This window comes from Pseudomonas sp. MWU13-2100 (assembly GCF_023242365.1).
GTDB lineage: Bacteria > Pseudomonadota > Gammaproteobacteria > Pseudomonadales > Pseudomonadaceae > Aquipseudomonas.
The window spans coordinates 1-17,171 of the sequence record NZ_JALLIX010000028.1 but is presented as its reverse complement, the minus strand read 5'-3'; the positions used below and the strand labels follow the sequence as shown (position 1 = coordinate 17,171).

Annotated in this window: 14 protein-coding genes; 4 read left to right on the top strand and 10 right to left on the bottom strand. The window is 57.4% G+C overall.

The genetic code is table 11. The features are described 5' to 3' along the window. The first annotated feature begins 635 nt into the window (after positions 1–635). From M5B99_RS19120 to M5B99_RS19105, 4 genes are all read left to right on the top strand, one after another. Entirely contained in the window at positions 636–1,523 is an 888-nt protein-coding gene (locus tag M5B99_RS19120) for a WYL domain-containing protein (protein WP_248805503.1), read from the top strand. 97 nt (positions 1,524–1,620) lie between these two features. Beyond that, positions 1,621–3,198: a type I restriction-modification system subunit M gene (locus M5B99_RS19115; protein WP_248805502.1), complete on the top strand. Its 1,578-nt coding sequence runs from the start codon at positions 1,621–1,623 to the stop codon at positions 3,196–3,198. Beyond that, a complete protein-coding gene (locus M5B99_RS19110; RefSeq protein WP_248805501.1) occupies positions 3,185–4,402 on the top strand; it encodes a restriction endonuclease subunit S in 1,218 nt (405 codons plus the stop codon). The genes M5B99_RS19115 and M5B99_RS19110 overlap by 14 nt, the downstream gene beginning before the upstream one ends. Further along, the gene (locus M5B99_RS19105; RefSeq protein WP_248805500.1) at positions 4,399–7,446 is read left to right on the top strand and encodes a type I restriction endonuclease subunit R; all 3,048 of its coding nucleotides are present in this window, start codon (positions 4,399–4,401) and stop codon (positions 7,444–7,446) included. Before M5B99_RS19110 ends, M5B99_RS19105 begins: the two co-directional genes overlap by 4 nt. A gap of 131 nt (positions 7,447–7,577) precedes the next feature. Here M5B99_RS19105 and M5B99_RS19100 read toward each other — a convergent pair whose 3' ends face one another. The 10 genes from M5B99_RS19100 to M5B99_RS19055 all read right to left on the bottom strand — a co-directional run. Continuing rightward, positions 7,578–8,774, bottom strand: a complete 1,197-nt coding sequence (locus M5B99_RS19100) for an IS256 family transposase (RefSeq protein ID WP_248805499.1) — start codon at positions 8,772–8,774, stop codon at positions 7,578–7,580. Between the two features lie 342 nt (positions 8,775–9,116). Continuing rightward, the gene (locus M5B99_RS19095; protein WP_248805498.1) at positions 9,117–9,572 is read right to left on the bottom strand and encodes an Arm DNA-binding domain-containing protein; all 456 of its coding nucleotides are present in this window, start codon (positions 9,570–9,572) and stop codon (positions 9,117–9,119) included. 418 nt (positions 9,573–9,990) lie between these two features. Further along, positions 9,991–10,749: a helix-turn-helix transcriptional regulator gene (locus M5B99_RS19090; protein ID WP_248805497.1), complete on the bottom strand. Its 759-nt coding sequence runs from the start codon at positions 10,747–10,749 to the stop codon at positions 9,991–9,993. A gap of 227 nt (positions 10,750–10,976) precedes the next feature. Next, complete coding sequence (gene ppa / locus M5B99_RS19085) at positions 10,977–11,504, bottom strand: inorganic diphosphatase (RefSeq protein WP_248805496.1); 528 nt, start codon at positions 11,502–11,504, stop codon at positions 10,977–10,979. 269 nt (positions 11,505–11,773) lie between these two features. Beyond that, positions 11,774–12,586, bottom strand: coding sequence for a zinc-dependent peptidase (locus tag M5B99_RS19080; RefSeq protein ID WP_248805495.1), 813 nt, complete (start codon positions 12,584–12,586; stop codon positions 11,774–11,776). Positions 12,587–12,590: 4 nt separating this feature from the next. Continuing rightward, positions 12,591–13,247 carry a DedA family protein gene (locus M5B99_RS19075; protein ID WP_248805494.1) on the bottom strand — a complete coding sequence of 219 codons (657 nt, stop codon included), beginning with the start codon at positions 13,245–13,247 and terminating at the stop codon, positions 12,591–12,593. Between the two features lie 299 nt (positions 13,248–13,546). After that, a complete protein-coding gene (locus M5B99_RS19070; protein WP_248805493.1) occupies positions 13,547–14,005 on the bottom strand; it encodes a GNAT family N-acetyltransferase in 459 nt (152 codons plus the stop codon). 103 nt (positions 14,006–14,108) lie between these two features. Further along, on the bottom strand, positions 14,109–14,939 hold the full coding sequence (gene eutC, locus M5B99_RS19065; RefSeq protein WP_248805492.1) for an ethanolamine ammonia-lyase subunit EutC: 831 nt from the start codon (positions 14,937–14,939) through the stop codon (positions 14,109–14,111). After that, positions 14,936–16,330 carry an ethanolamine ammonia-lyase subunit EutB gene (locus tag M5B99_RS19060; RefSeq protein WP_248805491.1) on the bottom strand — a complete coding sequence of 465 codons (1,395 nt, stop codon included), beginning with the start codon at positions 16,328–16,330 and terminating at the stop codon, positions 14,936–14,938. The genes eutC and M5B99_RS19060 overlap by 4 nt, the downstream gene beginning before the upstream one ends. Positions 16,331–16,589: 259 nt before the next feature. After that, a partial coding sequence (locus M5B99_RS19055) for an amino acid permease (RefSeq protein ID WP_248805490.1) occupies positions 16,590–17,171 on the bottom strand: 582 nt, incomplete at its 5' end.

Sequence of the window (17,171 nt, the reverse complement as noted above, 5' to 3'; positions counted from 1 at the left end):
AAAGCCGGCTTGTGGTTAGCTTTTTATTGATTTAAGCATTTGAATATCAATAAGTTATGGTTCTTATAAAATGTCCAGTTCCTCCATTTTTTTTCCCACATTTTTGGTGATTTTCATTTGATTTTTTCCGGCAAAGACCGGCTTTTTTCGCTCTTGTTTCCCCCCCCCCGTTTTTGGATTGAGCGGTCGGCGGAAACAAATGAGGAGACCCTGCTCTTTGAAAGTATGTCGCATGTTCTCCCATGCAGGTAGAACGGTAGATCTAGTTCGACACTAGGTACTTTGGTTTTCAATTGCTCAAATTCTTCGTCAGATTGGCTGGTTCAGCGATGAGGTGATGGTCAATTTAGTCAGCAGCCTGTTGACCACTTTACCCTCGATAGAGCTTCTCCCCTCATTCATTCATCGTCGAAGTAATGAGGATCGTAATGCCTGAAGCCTTACAGTTCGCAAGGTCATACTGACCTTTGACACAACACTGGATGCAATGCGCTGACTTGCGGAAGGGGGGCGTTTTGCTTGTTATTAGGTGATCAAAATGATCACCACTGTGTAGGTAAAATACAAGCATGGACGGATTTTTTAACATGCCATAAACTTTGCAAGACTATTAGTATCAGGCCTCGCTAACTCGTATGACGACTTTGAACCCACTTGCAGAGTTAGCTCAGCCACAGCGTGATCGCCTGGCCTTTATTGAGCTGCGTGTGCGCTTCCTAGGGGAGATTCGTCGGCAGGATCTGGTGGAGCGCTTTGCCATCCAGTCTGCTGCGGCCACGCGGGATCTTGCGCTCTACCGGGAGCTGGCCCCAGGCAACATCGACTATGACTCCAGGGGCAAGTCCTATGTCCTGGGTGCTGATTTCCGTTCGCTATTCGACTATCCGGCGGAAAGAGTCATGTCCTGGCTGACCCAGGCTTTCGGCGACGGCGAACCACTGCACCTCAAAATCTGGGTGCCCAGTGAGATTTCTTCACTGCTGACGAATCCCGATCTGGATGTGTTGGCAAGCGTGACCCGCGCCATCCACCAGGCCTGCCCCCTGGCTATCGAATATCACTCGATTTCCAGCGGTAAATCGAAGCGGGAGATTGTGCCCTTTGCCCTCATCGATACCGGCCTGCGCTGGCATGTGCGCGCCTTTGACCGCAAAAGCCGCGAGTTTCGCGACTTTGTGATCACGCGGATCAAACGACCGCGTTTGCTCAAAGGTGACTCGCCTACTCCTCATGAGCAGAGCGATCAGGACATTCAGTGGACGCGGATCGTAGAGCTTGAGTTGGTGCCGCACCCGGATCAGCCGCACCCGGAAATCTCCGAGATGGATTATTGCATGCAGGGCGGCGTGCTACGCATGAAGCTGCGGGCAGCCACAGTTGGATATGTGCTGCGCAAATGGAGCGTGGACTGTTCCCCCGATCACAGCCTACGCGGGCACGAGTACCGGTTGTGGCTGAGGGATCCCTTAGCCATCTACGGCGTGAAAAATGCGGTAATTGCGCCTGGCTACCGCGTCGGCTGATGGCGCTACAGACTGAAATGGAACCGAGATGCGCGGCAGTTGAACAAGTCTGTCGCACCTCCTGGAAACTGCAATACATAGAGTGAACATTTTGAGCATGATTAACGATAAGGAAGCGGAGCGCACCGAACTGCACAAGACTATTTGGCGCATTGCCAATGACTTGCGTGGTAGCGTGGACGGCTGGGACTTCAAGAGCTACGTTCTTGGTATGTTGTTCTACCGCTTCATCTCAGAGAACCTCACCGCATACCTCAACGTACAAGAACACAGGGCGGGTCATGCGGATTTTGACTATGCCACGCTCAGCGACTCGGATGCCGGGTTTGGGCTCATCGAAACAGTGAGGGAAAAGGGCTTCTACATCCTGCCCTCTCACCTTTTCGCTAACGTGCGAAAGAAGGCTCGTGATGACCAGAACTTGAACGAAACATTGGCCCGGGTGTTCAAGGGTATCGAGGCATCTGCCATCGGCGCCGATAGCGAGGACGACTTCAAGGGGCTATTCGACGATCTCGATGTGAATAGCGGCAAGCTTGGGCCAACCGTACCCAGGCGCAATGAGAAACTGGTAAAGCTGCTAGATGCCATTGGTGACCTCCCGCTGGGCAGCTTCTCAGACAACACTATCGATCTGTTTGGCGACGCCTACGAATATCTGATGCAGATGTATGCTTCCACCGCCGGCAAGTCCGGTGGCGAGTATTACACTCCGCAGGAGGTCTCCGAGCTGCTGGCGCGCATTACCGTTGTGGGCAAGACCGAGGTCAACAAGGTCTATGACCCGGCTTGCGGTTCCGGCTCGTTGTTGCTCAAGTTCGCCAAAGTGCTGGGGCCGGACAAGGTACGCCAGGGCTTCTATGGGCAGGAGGTTAATCTCACCACGTACAACTTGTGCCGGATCAATATGTTCCTGCACGACATCAACTACGAGAAATTCAACGTTGCACATGGCGACACTCTGACCGATCCAGCACACTGGGATGACGAACCCTTCGAGGCCATCGTTTCCAACCCTCCTTACTCAATCAAGTGGGACGGCGACTCTAACCCGTTGCTAATCAATGATCCGCGTTTCGCCCCCGCCGGTGTGCTGGCCCCCAAAAGTAAGGCTGACCTCGCCTTCACCCTGCACATTCTCAGCTGGCTAGCGGTCAATGGCACGGCGGCCATCGTTGAGTTCCCAGGCGTGCTCTATCGGAGCGGTGCGGAGCGGAAAATTCGCCAGTACCTGATCGACAACAACTACGTCGATGCCGTCATCCAGCTTCCACCAGACCTGTTCTTCGGCACTACTATCGCGACCTGCATCATTGTGCTGAAGAAGTCCAAGCGCGACAACGCCACTCTATTTATCGATGCGTCGGCCGAGTTCGTGCGCAGTGGCAACAAGAACAAGCTGCTGAGCGCACATCAACAGAAGATCCTCGACGCTTTCACCGCCCGCGAGAGCATTGATCACTTCGCCAGGCTAGTCAGCAACGCCGACATCGCTGTTAATGGGTACAACATCGCCGTTTCCTCCTATGTTGAGGAGCGAGATATGCGTGAAGGGGTAGACATTCAGAGACTCAATGCTGAGATCGCCCGCATTGTGGCTCGACAGGAGGAACTGCGTACCGCGATAGATGCGATTGTGACTGATCTGGAAGGGGGACTGTATGAGTCGGCTTGATAAGCTGATTGCCGAGTTGTGTCCGGAGGGGGTCGAGTTTAATTCGCTTGGGTGTGTTGCTGCCTACTCAGATACGCGTGTCGATGCCAGTTCACTTGATGAGACGACATTCGTTGGCGTTGACAATCTACTGTCAAATACGGCTGGCAAAACCGACGCGAGCTATCAACCCAATACTGCGCGTCTTTCAGAGTATAAGGTCGGCGATATCCTTTTGGGGAACATTCGGCCTTATCTGAAGAAGATCTGGCTTGCAAACAATAGTGGCGGCTGCAGCGGCGATGTACTGGTCGTCCGTATCCTCGAGGAGCATCGACAGCACCTTTTACCAGAGTTTCTTTATCGCCTGCTCTCTTCTGACGACTTCTTTACCTACAGCATGCAGCATGCCAAGGGAGCAAAGATGCCGCGTGGAAGTAAAGAAGCCATTTTGAAGTACCGCATTCCTGTCCCACCGCTCGAAGTACAGCGCGAGATTGTGGAGATCCTTGTCACCTTCACTAAGTTGGAGGCGGAGCTGTCGCTGGAGCTGGAAGCAGAGCTAGAGGCGCGGCGCCGGCAGTACGATTACTACCGCAACGCGTTGCTCGCGTTCGGTGATCAGGATGTTCGCTGGGCCGTGATGGCTGAGGTCGGGGAGTTCTTTCGTGGACGGCGTTTCACGAAGAATGACTTCGATGTTACGGGTGTTGCCTGTATCCACTATGGGGACATCTATAAAGATTACGGCACTGCGACAACGACAACGGTCTCGTATGTGCGTACCGATATGGTAACTGCCTTACGTTTCGCACAACCTGGTGATCTTGTAATCGCCGGAGTTGGGGAGACGGTCGAGGATGTCGGTAAAGCTGTTGCATGGCTTGGTAAGGGTGAGGTGGCCATTCACGACGACTGTTTCGCATTCCGTCATTCGTTGAATCCGAAGTTTGTCGCTCATTATTTCCAGACCGCGGCTTTCCATACGGAGAAGAACAAGTTTGTGGCCCGGGCAAAGGTCAAACGGCTTTCCAAGGAAGGCCTTGGCAAGCTATCTATCCCCGTCCCGCCACCCGAGGAGCAGGCGCGCATCGTCGCTATCCTCGATAAGTTTGAAGCGCTGGTAAGCGATCTGTCTATTGGCTTGCCAGCCGAACTTAAGACCCGTCGCCAGCAGTACGTCCACTACCGTGACCGGTTGCTGACTTTCAGGGAGGTTGCATGAGCGAAGACCACAAGCCTTACCGATACGCGCCGATTGTTCTGTCCAGTGAAAGCACTGTTGTTGCCGAGTTCGTACCTGACTTCCAGGGTGTAGGGGAGTCGGGTTACCAAAGCGAGGCCGGGCTGGAAAAGTCTTTCATCGAGCAACTGCAGGTGCAGGCTTACGAGTATCTGCCACTCACCAGCGAGGCCATGCTGATCGCGAACCTGCGTCTACAATTGGAGAGACTCAACAAGATCGAGTTTAGCGATGGCGAGTGGGAGCACTTCTTTAGCACCTGCATTGCTAGCACCAACGATGGCATCATAGAGAAGACCGCACGTATTCAAGAGGATCATGTGCAGGTACTCAAGCGCGAAGATGGCAGCAGCAAGAATATTTACTTGGTCGACAAGCAGAACATCCACAACAACAGTCTGCAAGTCACCAATCAGTACGAAGTGCCTCAAGCTAATGGCACCAACAAAGGCGGCGCTCACGCTAATCGTTATGATGTGACTGTGTTGGTCAACGGCCTACCGATGGTGCATGTAGAACTCAAGCGCCGGGGTGTGGATATCCGTGAGGCCTTCAATCAGATCAATCGCTACCAACGCGACAGCTTCTGGGCCGGTTGCGGGTTGTTTGAATATGTGCAGTTGTTCGTAATCAGCAATGGCACGTTGACCAAGTACTACAGCAACACGGTGCGCGACGGCCACCTGGCGGAACAGAAAGGCAAGCGTTCGCGGCAAAAGACCTCCAATAGCTTTGCTTTTACCAGTTGGTGGGCTGATGCGAAAAACCAACCCATCACCGAGTTGGCTGGGTTCACTAAGACCTTTTTCGCTCGGCACTCGCTGCTAAATATCCTGACCCGCTATTGCGTGTTTGATGTGGATCGCAAGCTGCTGGTGATGCGCCCGTACCAGATCGTTGCAACAGAGTGCATCCTACTGCGCATTGCCACGTCTACCAATCAACGGCAGCTGGGCACTGCCGCAGCCGGGGGCTACATCTGGCACACCACAGGCAGCGGCAAGACGCTTACCAGCTTCAAGGCGGCACAACTGGCGCGCAACCTACCTGACATAGACAAGGTGTTGTTCGTGGTGGACCGTAAGGACCTGGATTACCAGACTATGCGCGAGTACGAGCGCTTCGAGAAAGGTGCCGCCAACTCCAATACCTCGACGGCGGTACTGCAGAAGCAGTTGGAAGACCCCAGCGCTCGCATCATCATCACTACCATCCAGAAGCTCAGCCGCTTCGTGGTAAAGAATAAGAAGCACCTAGTCTATGACGCGCAGGTGGTCGTGATTTTCGATGAATGTCATCGAAGTCAGTTCGGTGACATGCATGCCGATATCATCCGGGTATTCAAGCGCTACCATCTGTTTGGCTTCACTGGTACACCGATCTTTGCCGACAATGCGGGCAGCAGTGGCAACCCGCTGCGCCGTACTACAGAGCAGGCTTTTGGCGATAAGCTGCACACCTACACCATTGTCGATGCTATCAGCGACAAGAACGTGCTGCCGTTTCGTGTCGATTACATCAATACCATCAAGGCATCGTCCGGCATTAAGGACAAGAAGGTATCAGCTATCGATACCGAGCAGGCGCTGCTGGCGCCGGAGCGGATTGCGCAGATCGTGGGCTACATTCACGAGCATTTTGATCAAAAGACCAAGCGTAATGCCAGCTACCGTCACGCAGGCAAACGTCTAGCTGGATTCAACTCGCTATTCGCGACAGCCTCCATCGATGCCGCTAAACGCTACTACTCCACATTCACGAAGCTGCAGCAAGATTTACTGCCAGCGCGACGGCTTAAGATTGGCCTGATTTATAGCTTTGCCGCTAACGAGGAAGCGGCCGACGGGCTGTTGGGCGAAGAGGGGTTTGAAACTGAGGGGCTGGATCAGAGCTCGCGCGACTTTTTGGATGCTGCCATTGTCGACTACAACGCTATGTTCGGCACCAGCTTCGATACCTCTGCCGATAAGTTCCAGAACTACTACAAGGATCTGTCGCAGCGTCTAAAAACGCGTGAGTTGGATCTGGTGATTGTGGTCAATATGTTCTTGACCGGCTTCGATGCCACCACACTCAACACCCTGTGGGTGGACAAAAACTTAAAAGCGCATGGGCTGATTCAAGCCTATTCGCGTACCAACCGCATCCTGAATTCGGTCAAAACCTACGGCAACATCGTTTCCTTTCGCAATCTAGAACAAGAAACTAATGATGCCCTCGCCCTATTTGGCAACAAGGATGCCAAAGGCATTGTGCTGCTTAAGCCCTATTCGGAGTACTATGCGGAATATCAGGAAAAAGTTGCGGAACTGGCTGAGTTGTTTCCGCTTGGTAAGGCAATCATTGGTGAGGCGGCGCAAAAAGCGTTTATCAAGTTGTTTGGCGCCATCCTGCGGCTCAAGAACATCCTCACTGCCTTCGACGATTTCGCGGGCGACGAGATTCTCAGTGAGCGAGACTTCCAAGACTACCAGAGCGTATACCTGAATCTGTATGCCGAGTTCCGCAGCACGTCCGAAGCGGAGAAGGAAAGCATCAATGACGACGTGGTATTTGAGATTGAGCTCATCAAGCAGGTTGAGATCAACGTCGACTACATCCTGATGCTGGTCGAGAAGTACCTGAAAGCGAAAGGAACTGGTGCGGACAAGGAAATCCGCGCGACTATAGAGCGTGCGATCAACGCCAGTCCGTCCCTGCGGAACAAGAAAGACCTCATCGTGCAGTTTGTTGATTCCATTTCAACTAAGGTCAAGGTGGATGAGGAATGGCTATCGTTCGTTGCTGCACGTAAGGCCGAGGAGTTGGAGCAGATCATCATCGATGAAAATTTGAACGCCGACGAAACCCAAACATTCATCGACAATGCCTTCCGCGACGGTGCGATACCAACCACTGGCACTGCCATCACGAAGATTCTTCCGCCCGCGTCAAGGTTCTCTAAAAACAACAACCATTCGATGAAGAAGCAGACGGTGCTGGACAAGTTCGCTGCGTTTTTCGAGCGATACTTCGGGTTGGCTTGATCGTTATCGGCGTCTGACAAAAGGAAAAGACCGGGCCGCCAGTGTGAGTATTAACTGCTCACGCTGGTCGATGCGATCGTGTCCCAGGAAGTGGTGTAACTCATCATGGCTCTGGCCACTGAGTTTGCCGTTTAGTTGATCACGGCCGACAGCTTGGCCTGCGGATTATCGCTGACCGCCTCGAAAGCCTCCAACTGCATATAGCGCCGTTGCAGGCACCACTCGTCGTTCTGCTCCAGCAGCATCGCCCCGACCAGCCGGGTGATCGCCGGGTCGTTTGGGAAGATCCCTACGACTTCGGTTCGGCGCTTGATCTCGGCGTTGAGCCGTTCCAGCGGGTTGGTGCTGTGCAGCTGCTGCCGGTGTGCCTTGGGGAAAGCCATGTGGGCCAGCACTTCATCCTCGCAGCCGTCCATGAGCACGGCGATCTTGGGGTACTTTTCCCGTAACTGATCCGCTACCAGGCGCCATTGCTGATGGCATTCTGTTCGGCTGTCCTGGGCGAACACCGTGCGCAGCAAGGCCGCCACCATCGTGCGCTGGCCCTTGCCGACATGGGCCATGGCGTTGCGCATGAAGTGTACCCGGCAGCGTTGCCAGGTCGCGTGGAAGACTTTGGAAACGGCAGCCTTGAGCCCTTCGTGGGCATCAGAGATCACCAGCTTTACACCACGCAAGCCGCGTCGCATCAGGCTTCGCAGGAAGTCCGTCCAGAACGGCTCTGCTTCCGAGGGACCGACGCGCATGCCGAGGATTTCCCGGCCACCATTGGTGTTCACCGCCACGGCGATTATGACGGCGACCGACACAATACGCCCGGCCTCCCGTACTTTGACGTAGGTGGCATCTATCCAGAGGTAGGGCCAGTCACCTTCAAGCGGGCGATCCAGGAACGCGTTGACACGCTCGTCGATCTCGCCGGCCAGTCGCGAGACCTGGCTCTTGGAGATGCCGGTCATGCCCATGGCCTTGACCAACTCGTCTACGGAGCGAGTTGAAACACCCTGGATATAGGCTTCCTGAATCACTGCGGCCATGGCTTTCTCGGCGGTGCGCCGAGGTTCAAGGAAGCCAGGGAAATAGCTGCCTTGGCGCAGCTTGGGGATCTTCAGGTCGACGTCTCCGGCGCGGGTTTGCCACAGGCGATCCCGGTAGCCGTTGCGGCTGTTCACCCGGTCTGGGCTTTTGACGTCGAAGCCGGCGCCGCAGAGGCCTTCGACATCGAGTTCCATCATGCGTTGGGCAACGAACTGAATCATTTGCTTGAGCAGATCGGCGTCTGCCCCTTTCTCAACCAGCTCGGTCAATGCGATAGTGGACTTGGTCATCGTGGTTTTCCTGGTGTTCGTTAGGTCTTCGCAAACTCAACGTTAGCCAAAAACCACGATGACCAACCTCTTTCGCCCGCAGGGCGCCTTCGGTTGGTTCAGTTACACCACTTCCCGGGACACGATCGTCGATGCCGCTCAGTGGGATGGTTTTCTTTGGTAAGCGTCCGGCCAGCACACCTTTCCGATCCCAATGCTTAGGGCGATGCTGTCCACCTTTTTGAAGTGGGCCCTGGCCTTAGCCGCTTCGGCTGAGCCTGTCACATCGCTGGCATTGCGGAACCAAAACAGCGCTCTCAGGAACAAAAAAGACACTTGCGATAAACGCTGAGCGCCAGATTTTTATAGCTTACTTGTGGGGCTGTGGAGGGCGTCTAGTCTGCATAATGCAAGGGCTGCAGAGTCTAGTTTCCTCAGCCAGCCCTTGCGCCATTTCTCCGACCAGCTTGATCCATGGGCGTCTCGGTAGTCAGCGGCCAGCTTCTCGAAGGTAATCAGCTGCGCCAGCTCCCGGCGTGCGGCTTCCCGCTGAGCGGCTTGTTCAGCCTGTCGTTTTGCGAGTGGGTCAGTGCCATTGAGAATCTGGACTTTATTTTCATAGGCGGCTGCGCGGGCCTTTTTCAGGTCGAGCTGAGGGTAGCTCCCCAGACCCATCTCCCTGCGTTTGCCGTTCAATTGGAAGCGGAGTACCCAGGTTTTTCGTCCTGAGGGTTTCACCAAAAGACGAAGCCCTTCACCGTCTTCGTACGTCCCAGCCTCAACCAGATTTTTGACTTGATTGGCGGTCAGTTTGCCCATTTTTTCGCCCTCTGTTCCCCCACTTGTTCCCCCACTTGCGCGTGGAACACCTCGGATCAAAACGGAAGTCACAGGAGAGAAAGTAGGCTGAAACCCTTGATCTATAAAGTCTCTCGCGATTTTCAGTAGAAGAGGGTGGTTTTCAAAAAGGCATTAAAAAGCCGGCTTGTGGCCGGCTTCTCGGGGACGGGTTTGACTTATTTTTGGTAAGCCTCACTCGCCTTCAAAACGTACATCCAGAACAAATCTGGTTGTGGGATACCGCGCAGTTGTCTCGCGCCGCATCGTGGGCAATCTGACCTGCTGCAAGCAGGACGCTGCCCAAATGTGCCGCGCAGGATACCGGCATTTACGACAGATTCCCAGCGAAAACCACACGCCAGAGCTGTCGTTTTCAGGCAAGAGGGGATTTTGTCCTCTATTTCGAGGGCACCGGCGGTCGTCGCTTGTTCAACGTCGACCACCAGAACACCCAACCCAGTATCCGGATGTTCTGTGCGTCGATCTGCTCCGCAGTGAACACTTCGTCCGGGTACTCGGCACTGTTGTGGCTGCGTAGCCGCAAGGCCCCCGCCGGCAGGCGATAGACATACTTCACCCGCAACATGCCATCGTGTTCCAGTGCGTACATCTCGCCGTCCACCACCTGGGTCAGGCTGCGGTCGACGGCGATGGTGGAGCCGTCCTGGATCTTTTCCGCCATGCTGTTGCCAGTCATGGGCGCGCAGATGGCCTGCTCCGGCTCGACGCCCATGGCCTGCAGGATGCGATAGGGCAGGCGCACCTTGCGCCCAGGGATGATCGCGACCCGGGTCAGGTTCGATCCGGGAGCCGCTGGAGTCTCCTTGTACAGTGGCACTTGTACGTCGTTGCGTTCAGTTGCTGCCAGTTCGTCGCGGGCCGAGTAGGGCTCCTTGCCATGGAGGGGCAGCGCTTCGTGTTCATCCTGTGCCTCGTTGGCCGAGCTTCCGGGGTGCTTGGGGCCGTCGCCGGTGCGCAGCCAGCGGCTATTGACGCACAACAGCTCGGCTATCTCGTCCAATCGCGCCATGGGTATGCCGCGCTTGAACCAGTTGTTGACGTGCTGCGGTGTCACTTGCCGGTTGGCAGCGAAGTCCGAAGCAGATAGGTGGCACTCCCGCAGGAGGGCCCTTAAGCGATCGCCTGATGTATTCATGAACACAGAGTTTACTGGCGTGCTACATCTGTTTAAATAAACGAGGTGTTCAAAAATTCTCCTTGCCAGCACACGAAACGATTGGATTCGTTCAGAATTCCTACACTCAAATAGCTGAGCCTGAGTCGTCGTGTTTATTCATTAAAACTCTTGTTTGTTTATTGATAAACGGGCACAAAAAACCCCGGCAAGCCGGGGTTCTTCAATTCGCGCCAGGGCGCGGCGGATCAGCCCTTGTAAGCGGCGACCGACTTCATGATTTCGGTACGGGCGGCTTCGGCGTCGCCCCAACCTTCGATCTTCACCCATTTGCCTTTTTCGAGATCCTTGTAGTTCTCGAAGAAGTGCTTGATCTGCTCCAGCAGCAGCGCTGGCAGGTCGGTGTATTCCTTCACGTCGACGTACAGCTGGGACAGCTTGTCGTGCGGCACAGCGAGGACCTTGGCGTCGCCGCCGCCGTCGTCGGTCATGTGCAGGATGCCGACCGGACGGGCACGGATGACCGAGCCTGGCGCAACCGGGTACGGGGTCACGACCAGCACGTCGAGGGGGTCGCCGTCGTCAGCCAGAGTGTTGGGGATGAAACCGTAGTTGGCCGGGTAGAACATCGGGGTGGCCATGAAACGGTCAACGAACAGGCAATCGCTGTCTTTGTCGATTTCGTATTTGATCGGCGCGTGGTTGGCCGGAATCTCGATCGCGACGTAGATGTCGTTCGGCAGGTCTTTGCCAGCCGGAATCTTGCTGTAGCTCATTGGGCGATGCCCCCGTTGGTTGATCAGAAAACTTGGCCGGTTTGACCAAAAAGTGGCGGGGATTATAGGCATATTCCCGGGGCGTTGCCACGGGTCACGGGACGTGCGGAGGCGCCTCGGAATCCTGGGAAACGAGCCTGTACGCGATGGTAATGACTGCGGAGCATGTGGGAGCGGAGCTTGCCCGCGAAGCTTTTAGCGGTCTTGAGGGCCCTTTCGCGGGCAAGCTTCGCTCCCACAAGGGCAAGGCTGCGGCCGGGATTTCGGCGTTAGTCTTTAGTCTGATACCGCGGGTCGTGGGCTTGCAGATGCTGCAGCCGGGCCAGCGGGTCCTGGCGGTAGAACGCGCGCAATTGTTCGTACACCTGTGGGTAGGCCGTGGCCAGGATATCCGGGGCACTGAAGAAATATTCGCTGGTCACCGCGAAGAATTCCGCCGGGTTTTGCGCCGCATAAGGATCGATCGCGGTGTCGGCATCGGGGTTGCGGTCCAGCTGGCGATTGAGGTCGTCGTAGGCGTGTTGCATGACCTTGGCCCAGTCGCCCACGCGCATGTCGCCGTGCAAGGGTGGCAGGCCGTTGGCGCTGCCGCTGAGCATGTCGAGCTTGTGCGCCAGTTCGTGGATCACCAGGTTGTAGCCTTCCCAGCCGCCGCTGGCTTGGACCCCGGGCCACGCGAGGATGATCGGGCCCTGTTGCCAGGCTTCGCCACTGTGCTCGGCGTCCCACTCGTGTTCCACGCCGCTGGCGTCGCGATGGCGCTGGGGGCTGAGGAAGTCGTCCGGGTAAAGGACGATTTCATGGAAACCCTGGTACCAGTTCAAGTCCCCCAGGTGCAGCAGCGGCAGTTGCGCCTGGGCCGCCAGCAGCAGGCGGCATTCCTGGTCCAGTTCCACGCCCGGCAAGGCGCTCAGGTGCTTGTCATCGAGAAACAGCACGCTGTGTTCGCGCAGCCAAAGGTCCTCGGCGGCGCTCAGGCCGTCGAGGAAACTCAGGTGCTCGCGGACCCGTCGCCAGGTTTCATCGGCAATCGGATGGCGGGCCAGGGTTCGCCGGCGCCGCCAGGCACTCAGCGACCACACGGGATCAGTGGGTGCCGGCTTTGGACGCGGCGTTGCCGAAGCGGCTGCGGACCACGCCGATGATCATCGGTAGCAGCGACAGCAGGATGATGCCGACCACCAGCAGCGACAGGTTTTTCTTGATGAACGGTACGTTGCCGAAGAAATAACCCAGGGTGACCAGGCCGCCGACCCAGAGCACGGTGCCGAGGAGGCTGAACAGGAAGAAGCGCGGATAAGGCATTTTGCCAACGCCGGCGACGAACGGTGCGAAAGTCCGCAGGATCGGCAGGAAACGCGCCAGGGTCACAGTCTTGCCGCCATGGCGATCGTAGAAGTCGTGGGTCTTTTGCAGGTAGTCGCGGCGGAAGATCTTCGAATTCGGATTGCTGAAGAGTTTCTCACCCGCCGTTCGTCCGATGATGTAGTTGGTGCTGTCGCCGAGAATCGCTGCCAGCATCAGCAGGCCGGCCAGTAGTACCGGGTCCATGCCGCCGCCCGCGGCCACCGCGCCGGCGATGAACAGCAGCGAATCGCCCGGCAGGAAGGGCATCACCACCAGGCCGGTTTCGCAGAAGATCACCAGGAACAGGATGGCGTAGATCCAGGGCCCGTAGTTGTTCACCAGCATGTCGAGGTAGACGTCGAGATGCAGGACTATGTCGATCGGGTTGAAATCCATGGGTGGCACCTGTGTGGACGGTCCGACTCGGCGGACCCGTGCAAGGGAAATAGATATGCGCAGTTAACTACAGAGAATGTAGTTTTTTCGTACATTCCGTGGGAAAGCGGGATTATAAGAGTTGGGAAGATTTCTGCCTGCTGAGTTTGTAGCGGGGGATGTCGAGCGAAGGCTGTGCGCAAATCTGCGAGAGCGCTGGTCGATGCTCGATTGCCAGCGATCGCGATGTGATGTTCACCACCGCTATCGCTGCGGTGCGGCGTCCCGACAAGCCTGCGCCTACAGGGCGCGTGTGGCTGTTATTTGTCGTCGATCGGCAACACGTAGTTCTTGAATTCGCTGTCTTCGCGAAAACCAATGGATTCGTAGGTTTTCTGTGCCACCAGATTGTGGCTGCTGGTGGACACGCGCAGACGAACGGCGTGGGTCTCACGGGCCATTTTCTTCGCCGTGCGCATCAGGTTGTCGGCCACCAGCTGGCGCCGGGCGTCCTCGGCAACGTAGATGTCGTTGAGGATCCACACCCGCTTGAGCGAGAGCGAAGAAAAGCTTGGGTACAACTGGCAGAAACCGAGCAGTTTCTTGTCGTCATCGTCCGCCAGGGCCAGGTAAATCACCGACTCTTTGCGCCGTAGGCGTTTTTCCAGAAAGTTGCGGGATGAATCAGGGAAGGGCAAGGCGCCGTAGAATTCACGGTATTTGACGAACAGGGGCGTCAGCAGGTCCAGATGTTCCAGGGTCGCTTGAGTAATCCGCATAGATCAGGCCTCAACTTCGTGGATATGACGGCAAACGGTTCACTCGGGCAGCCGCAGCGTCGATGCTGCCCAAAGCGCGGGAAAAGCGCAATCCGGATGACGGTCAATCTTGGGGCGGGCCCAGTAGGAAGTTGCCGTTCGAATGGACATCCGATTCACTCTCCAGCGTTTGCACTTGAGCCTCGTCCTTGAGATTGACCCCCGATAATTGTCGGCGGCAGGCTTCTTTCATCAGGTACAGCAGTTTGTGCGCGGCCATGCCGTAGCTCATGCCCTCCAGGCGCACGTTGGAGATGCAGTTGCGGTAGGCGTCGGTCAGGCCGACTTTTGGATTATAGGTGAAATACAAACCCAGGCTGTCCGGCGAACTCAGGCCGGGGCGTTCGCCGATCAGGATCACGGTCATTTTTGCCCCGAGCAATTCGCCGATTTCGTCGGCCACCGCGACTCGCCCCTGTTCTACCAGGATCACTGGTGAGGTCGACCAGCCTTCGGCCTGGATCTGTTCCTCCAGGCGGGTGAGGAAGGGCAGGGTATGCCGATGCACCGCCAGCGCCGACAGGCCGTCGGCGACGATAATGGCCAGGTCGACTCCGCCCGGGTGGGCAGCCGCATGCTCCTTGAGTAATTGCGCCGAGGCGGCGTTGAGCTTGCGGCCCAGGTCCGGGCGCTGCAGGTAGCTGTGGCGGTCATCGGCGGCGCTGTGCAACAGCAGCGTTTCCCGTCCGCGCTCGGCGAGTTGGGTACTCAAGCCGGCGTGGTCGAACGGCAGGTGCACGGCGTCACGGGCCTGGGCGTGGGCGAACTGGAAATCCAGTTGCGCGCTGGTGGGCAGGCTGGTGCCGGTGCGACCCAAGGCGATACGCGCCGGGGTCAGGCGGCGCAGTTGCAGCCAGGGATTGTCGTTGTCGATTTCTTTGGCCATGTCGTTCATCCGAGCTGCGCCAGCGCCTGGCGAAACGCCGGGGGCAAGCTGTTGCCGAAATGCACCTTGCCGTCGGCCTGGGTAAAGATGCCCATCTTCGCCAACCATTGTTCGAACTCCGGCGCGGGCTTCAGGCCCAGGGTCTGGCGGGCATACAGGGCATCGTGGAACGAGGTGGTCTGGTAGTTGAGCATAATATCGTCGGAGCCTGGAATGCCCATGATGAAGTTGATCCCGGCCACCCCCAGCAGGGTCAGCAGGGTGTCCATATCGTCCTGGTCGGCTTCGGCGTGGTTGGTGTAACAGATGTCGCAGCCCATGGGCACGCCCAGCAGCTTGCCGCAGAAGTGGTCTTCGAGGCCGGCGCGGATGATCTGCTTGCCGTTGTAGAGGTATTCCGGGCCGATAAAGCCGACCACGGTATTGACCAGGAAGGGTTTGAAATGCCGGGCCACGGCGTAGGCGCGGGTTTCGCAGGTCTGTTGGTCGACGCCGAAGTGGGCGTTGGCCGACAGGGCGCTGCCCTGGCCGGTTTCGAAATACATCAGGTTTTGCCCGAGGGTGCCGCGATTCAGGCTCAGGCCGGCGTCGTAGCCTTCCTGCAGGACGCTCAGGTTGATGCCGAAACTGGCGTTGGCCGCTTCGGTGCCGGCAATCGACTGGAATACCAGGTCCAGCGGCACGCCGCGGTTGATCGCCTCGATGGAGGTGGTGACGTGGGTCAGCACGCAGGCCTGGGTGGGGATTTCGTAACGCTTGATCACCGCGTCGAGCATGTTCAGCAGGTCGCAGATCGACGACAGGCTGTCGGTGGCCGGGTTGATGCCGATCATCGCGTCGCCGTTGCCGTAGAGCAGGCCGTCGAGAACGCTGGCGGCAATGCCGGCCGGATCGTCGGTGGGGTGGTTGGGTTGCAGGCGGGTCGACAGGCGGCCGCGCAGGCCCAGGGTGCCGCGGAATTTGGTCACCACGCGGATTTTTTGCGCCACCAGCACCAGGTCCTGGACGCGCATGATCTTCGACACGGCGGCGGCCATTTCCGGGGTCAGGCCCGGGGCCAGGGCGCGCAGGCTCTGTTCGTCGGCGGCGTCGCTGAGCAGCCAGTCGCGCAGGCCGCCGACGGTCAGGTGGCTGACAACGGCGAAAGCCTGTTTGTCGTGGGTGTCGACGATCAGCCGGGTGACTTCGTCGGATTCGTAGGGGATCAGCATTTCCTCGAGGAAATGTTTGAGGGGAATATTGGCCAGGGCCATCTGCGCCGCGACCCGTTCGCCGTCGTTGAGGGCGGCGACCCCCGCCAGGAAGTCGCCGGAGCGGGCCGGGCTGGCCTTGGCCATGACGTCCTTGAGGCTGTCGAAGCGATAGGTCTGGGCGCCGACGGAATGGGCGAATGTGGCCATGGGGCGGTGTCCTCCTGAGTCTGAACGGTCTCTGTGGCAGCAGACAACCAATGTGGCGAGCGGGTTTGTCGGAACGCCGCACCGCCACGCTCGGCTGCGTAGCAGCCGTAAACGCTGAGTGTTCGTTCTGCCTGATGCAGCGCAGTCGCTGGTTTCAGGGCCGCTTCGCGGCCCAACGGGGGCAAGCCCCCTCGCCACAGGGGTGGCGTCGTAATTTTGCAGGGCGGAGCGCCCGGATTGACGCCCCGCGCTGGTGCAATCAGTTACCCGTGAGCATAGCGTCCGCCGGCGCGTCCGAGCGCTGGCTGGCGGTCAACTGGAAGTAGATGAAGCCCACCGCCATGAAACCGAGGAAAATCAGGCCGATCAGGGTGTTGAACCAGGCCATCGCAATCAGGCACACCACCGCCAGCACCAGCGCGATCCCCGGGATGATCGGGTAGCCCGGCGCGCGGAAGCTGCGTTCCAGGTTCGGTTCGGTTTTACGCAGTTTGAACAGGCTCAGCATACTGATGATGTACATCACAATGGCGCCGAATACCGACATGGTGATCATTGCCGCCGTCAGGCTCATGCCTTGCAGGTTGACCAGGCCGTCGCTGTAGATCGCCGCGATGCCGACCACGCCGCCGGCCAGGATCGCTCGGTGCGGGGTCTGGAAACGCGACAGTTTGGCCAGCGAGCGTGGCAGATAACCGGCCCGGGCCAGGGCGAAGAACTGCCGCGAGTAGCCCAGAATGATGCCGTGGAAGCTCGCCACCAGGCCGAACAGGCCGATCCACACCAGCATGTGCATCCAGCTGGAGTTATTGCCGACCACGGCTTTCATCGCCTGGGGCAG

Excerpts from the sequence above, each read along its gene's own strand:
- eutC (WP_248805492.1), bottom strand. The coding sequence starts at position 14,939 with ATGAACGACATGGCCAAAGAAATCGACAACGACAATCCCTGGCTGCAA.
- M5B99_RS19070 (WP_248805493.1), bottom strand. The coding sequence starts at position 14,005 with ATGCGGATTACTCAAGCGACCCTGGAACATCTGGACCTGCTGACGCCC.
- M5B99_RS19075 (WP_248805494.1), bottom strand. The coding sequence starts at position 13,247 with ATGGATTTCAACCCGATCGACATAGTCCTGCATCTCGACGTCTACCTC.
- M5B99_RS19100 (WP_248805499.1), bottom strand. The coding sequence starts at position 8,774 with ATGACCAAGTCCACTATCGCATTGACCGAGCTGGTTGAGAAAGGGGCA.
- M5B99_RS19060 (WP_248805491.1), bottom strand. The coding sequence starts at position 16,330 with ATGGCCACATTCGCCCATTCCGTCGGCGCCCAGACCTATCGCTTCGAC.
- M5B99_RS19105 (WP_248805500.1), top strand. The coding sequence starts at position 4,399 with ATGAGCGAAGACCACAAGCCTTACCGATACGCGCCGATTGTTCTGTCC.
- M5B99_RS19120 (WP_248805503.1), top strand. The coding sequence starts at position 636 with ATGACGACTTTGAACCCACTTGCAGAGTTAGCTCAGCCACAGCGTGAT.
- M5B99_RS19090 (WP_248805497.1), bottom strand. The coding sequence starts at position 10,749 with ATGAATACATCAGGCGATCGCTTAAGGGCCCTCCTGCGGGAGTGCCAC.
- M5B99_RS19115 (WP_248805502.1), top strand. The coding sequence starts at position 1,621 with ATGATTAACGATAAGGAAGCGGAGCGCACCGAACTGCACAAGACTATT.
- M5B99_RS19095 (WP_248805498.1), bottom strand. The coding sequence starts at position 9,572 with ATGGGCAAACTGACCGCCAATCAAGTCAAAAATCTGGTTGAGGCTGGG.
- M5B99_RS19110 (WP_248805501.1), top strand. The coding sequence starts at position 3,185 with ATGAGTCGGCTTGATAAGCTGATTGCCGAGTTGTGTCCGGAGGGGGTC.
- ppa (WP_248805496.1), bottom strand. The coding sequence starts at position 11,504 with ATGAGCTACAGCAAGATTCCGGCTGGCAAAGACCTGCCGAACGACATC.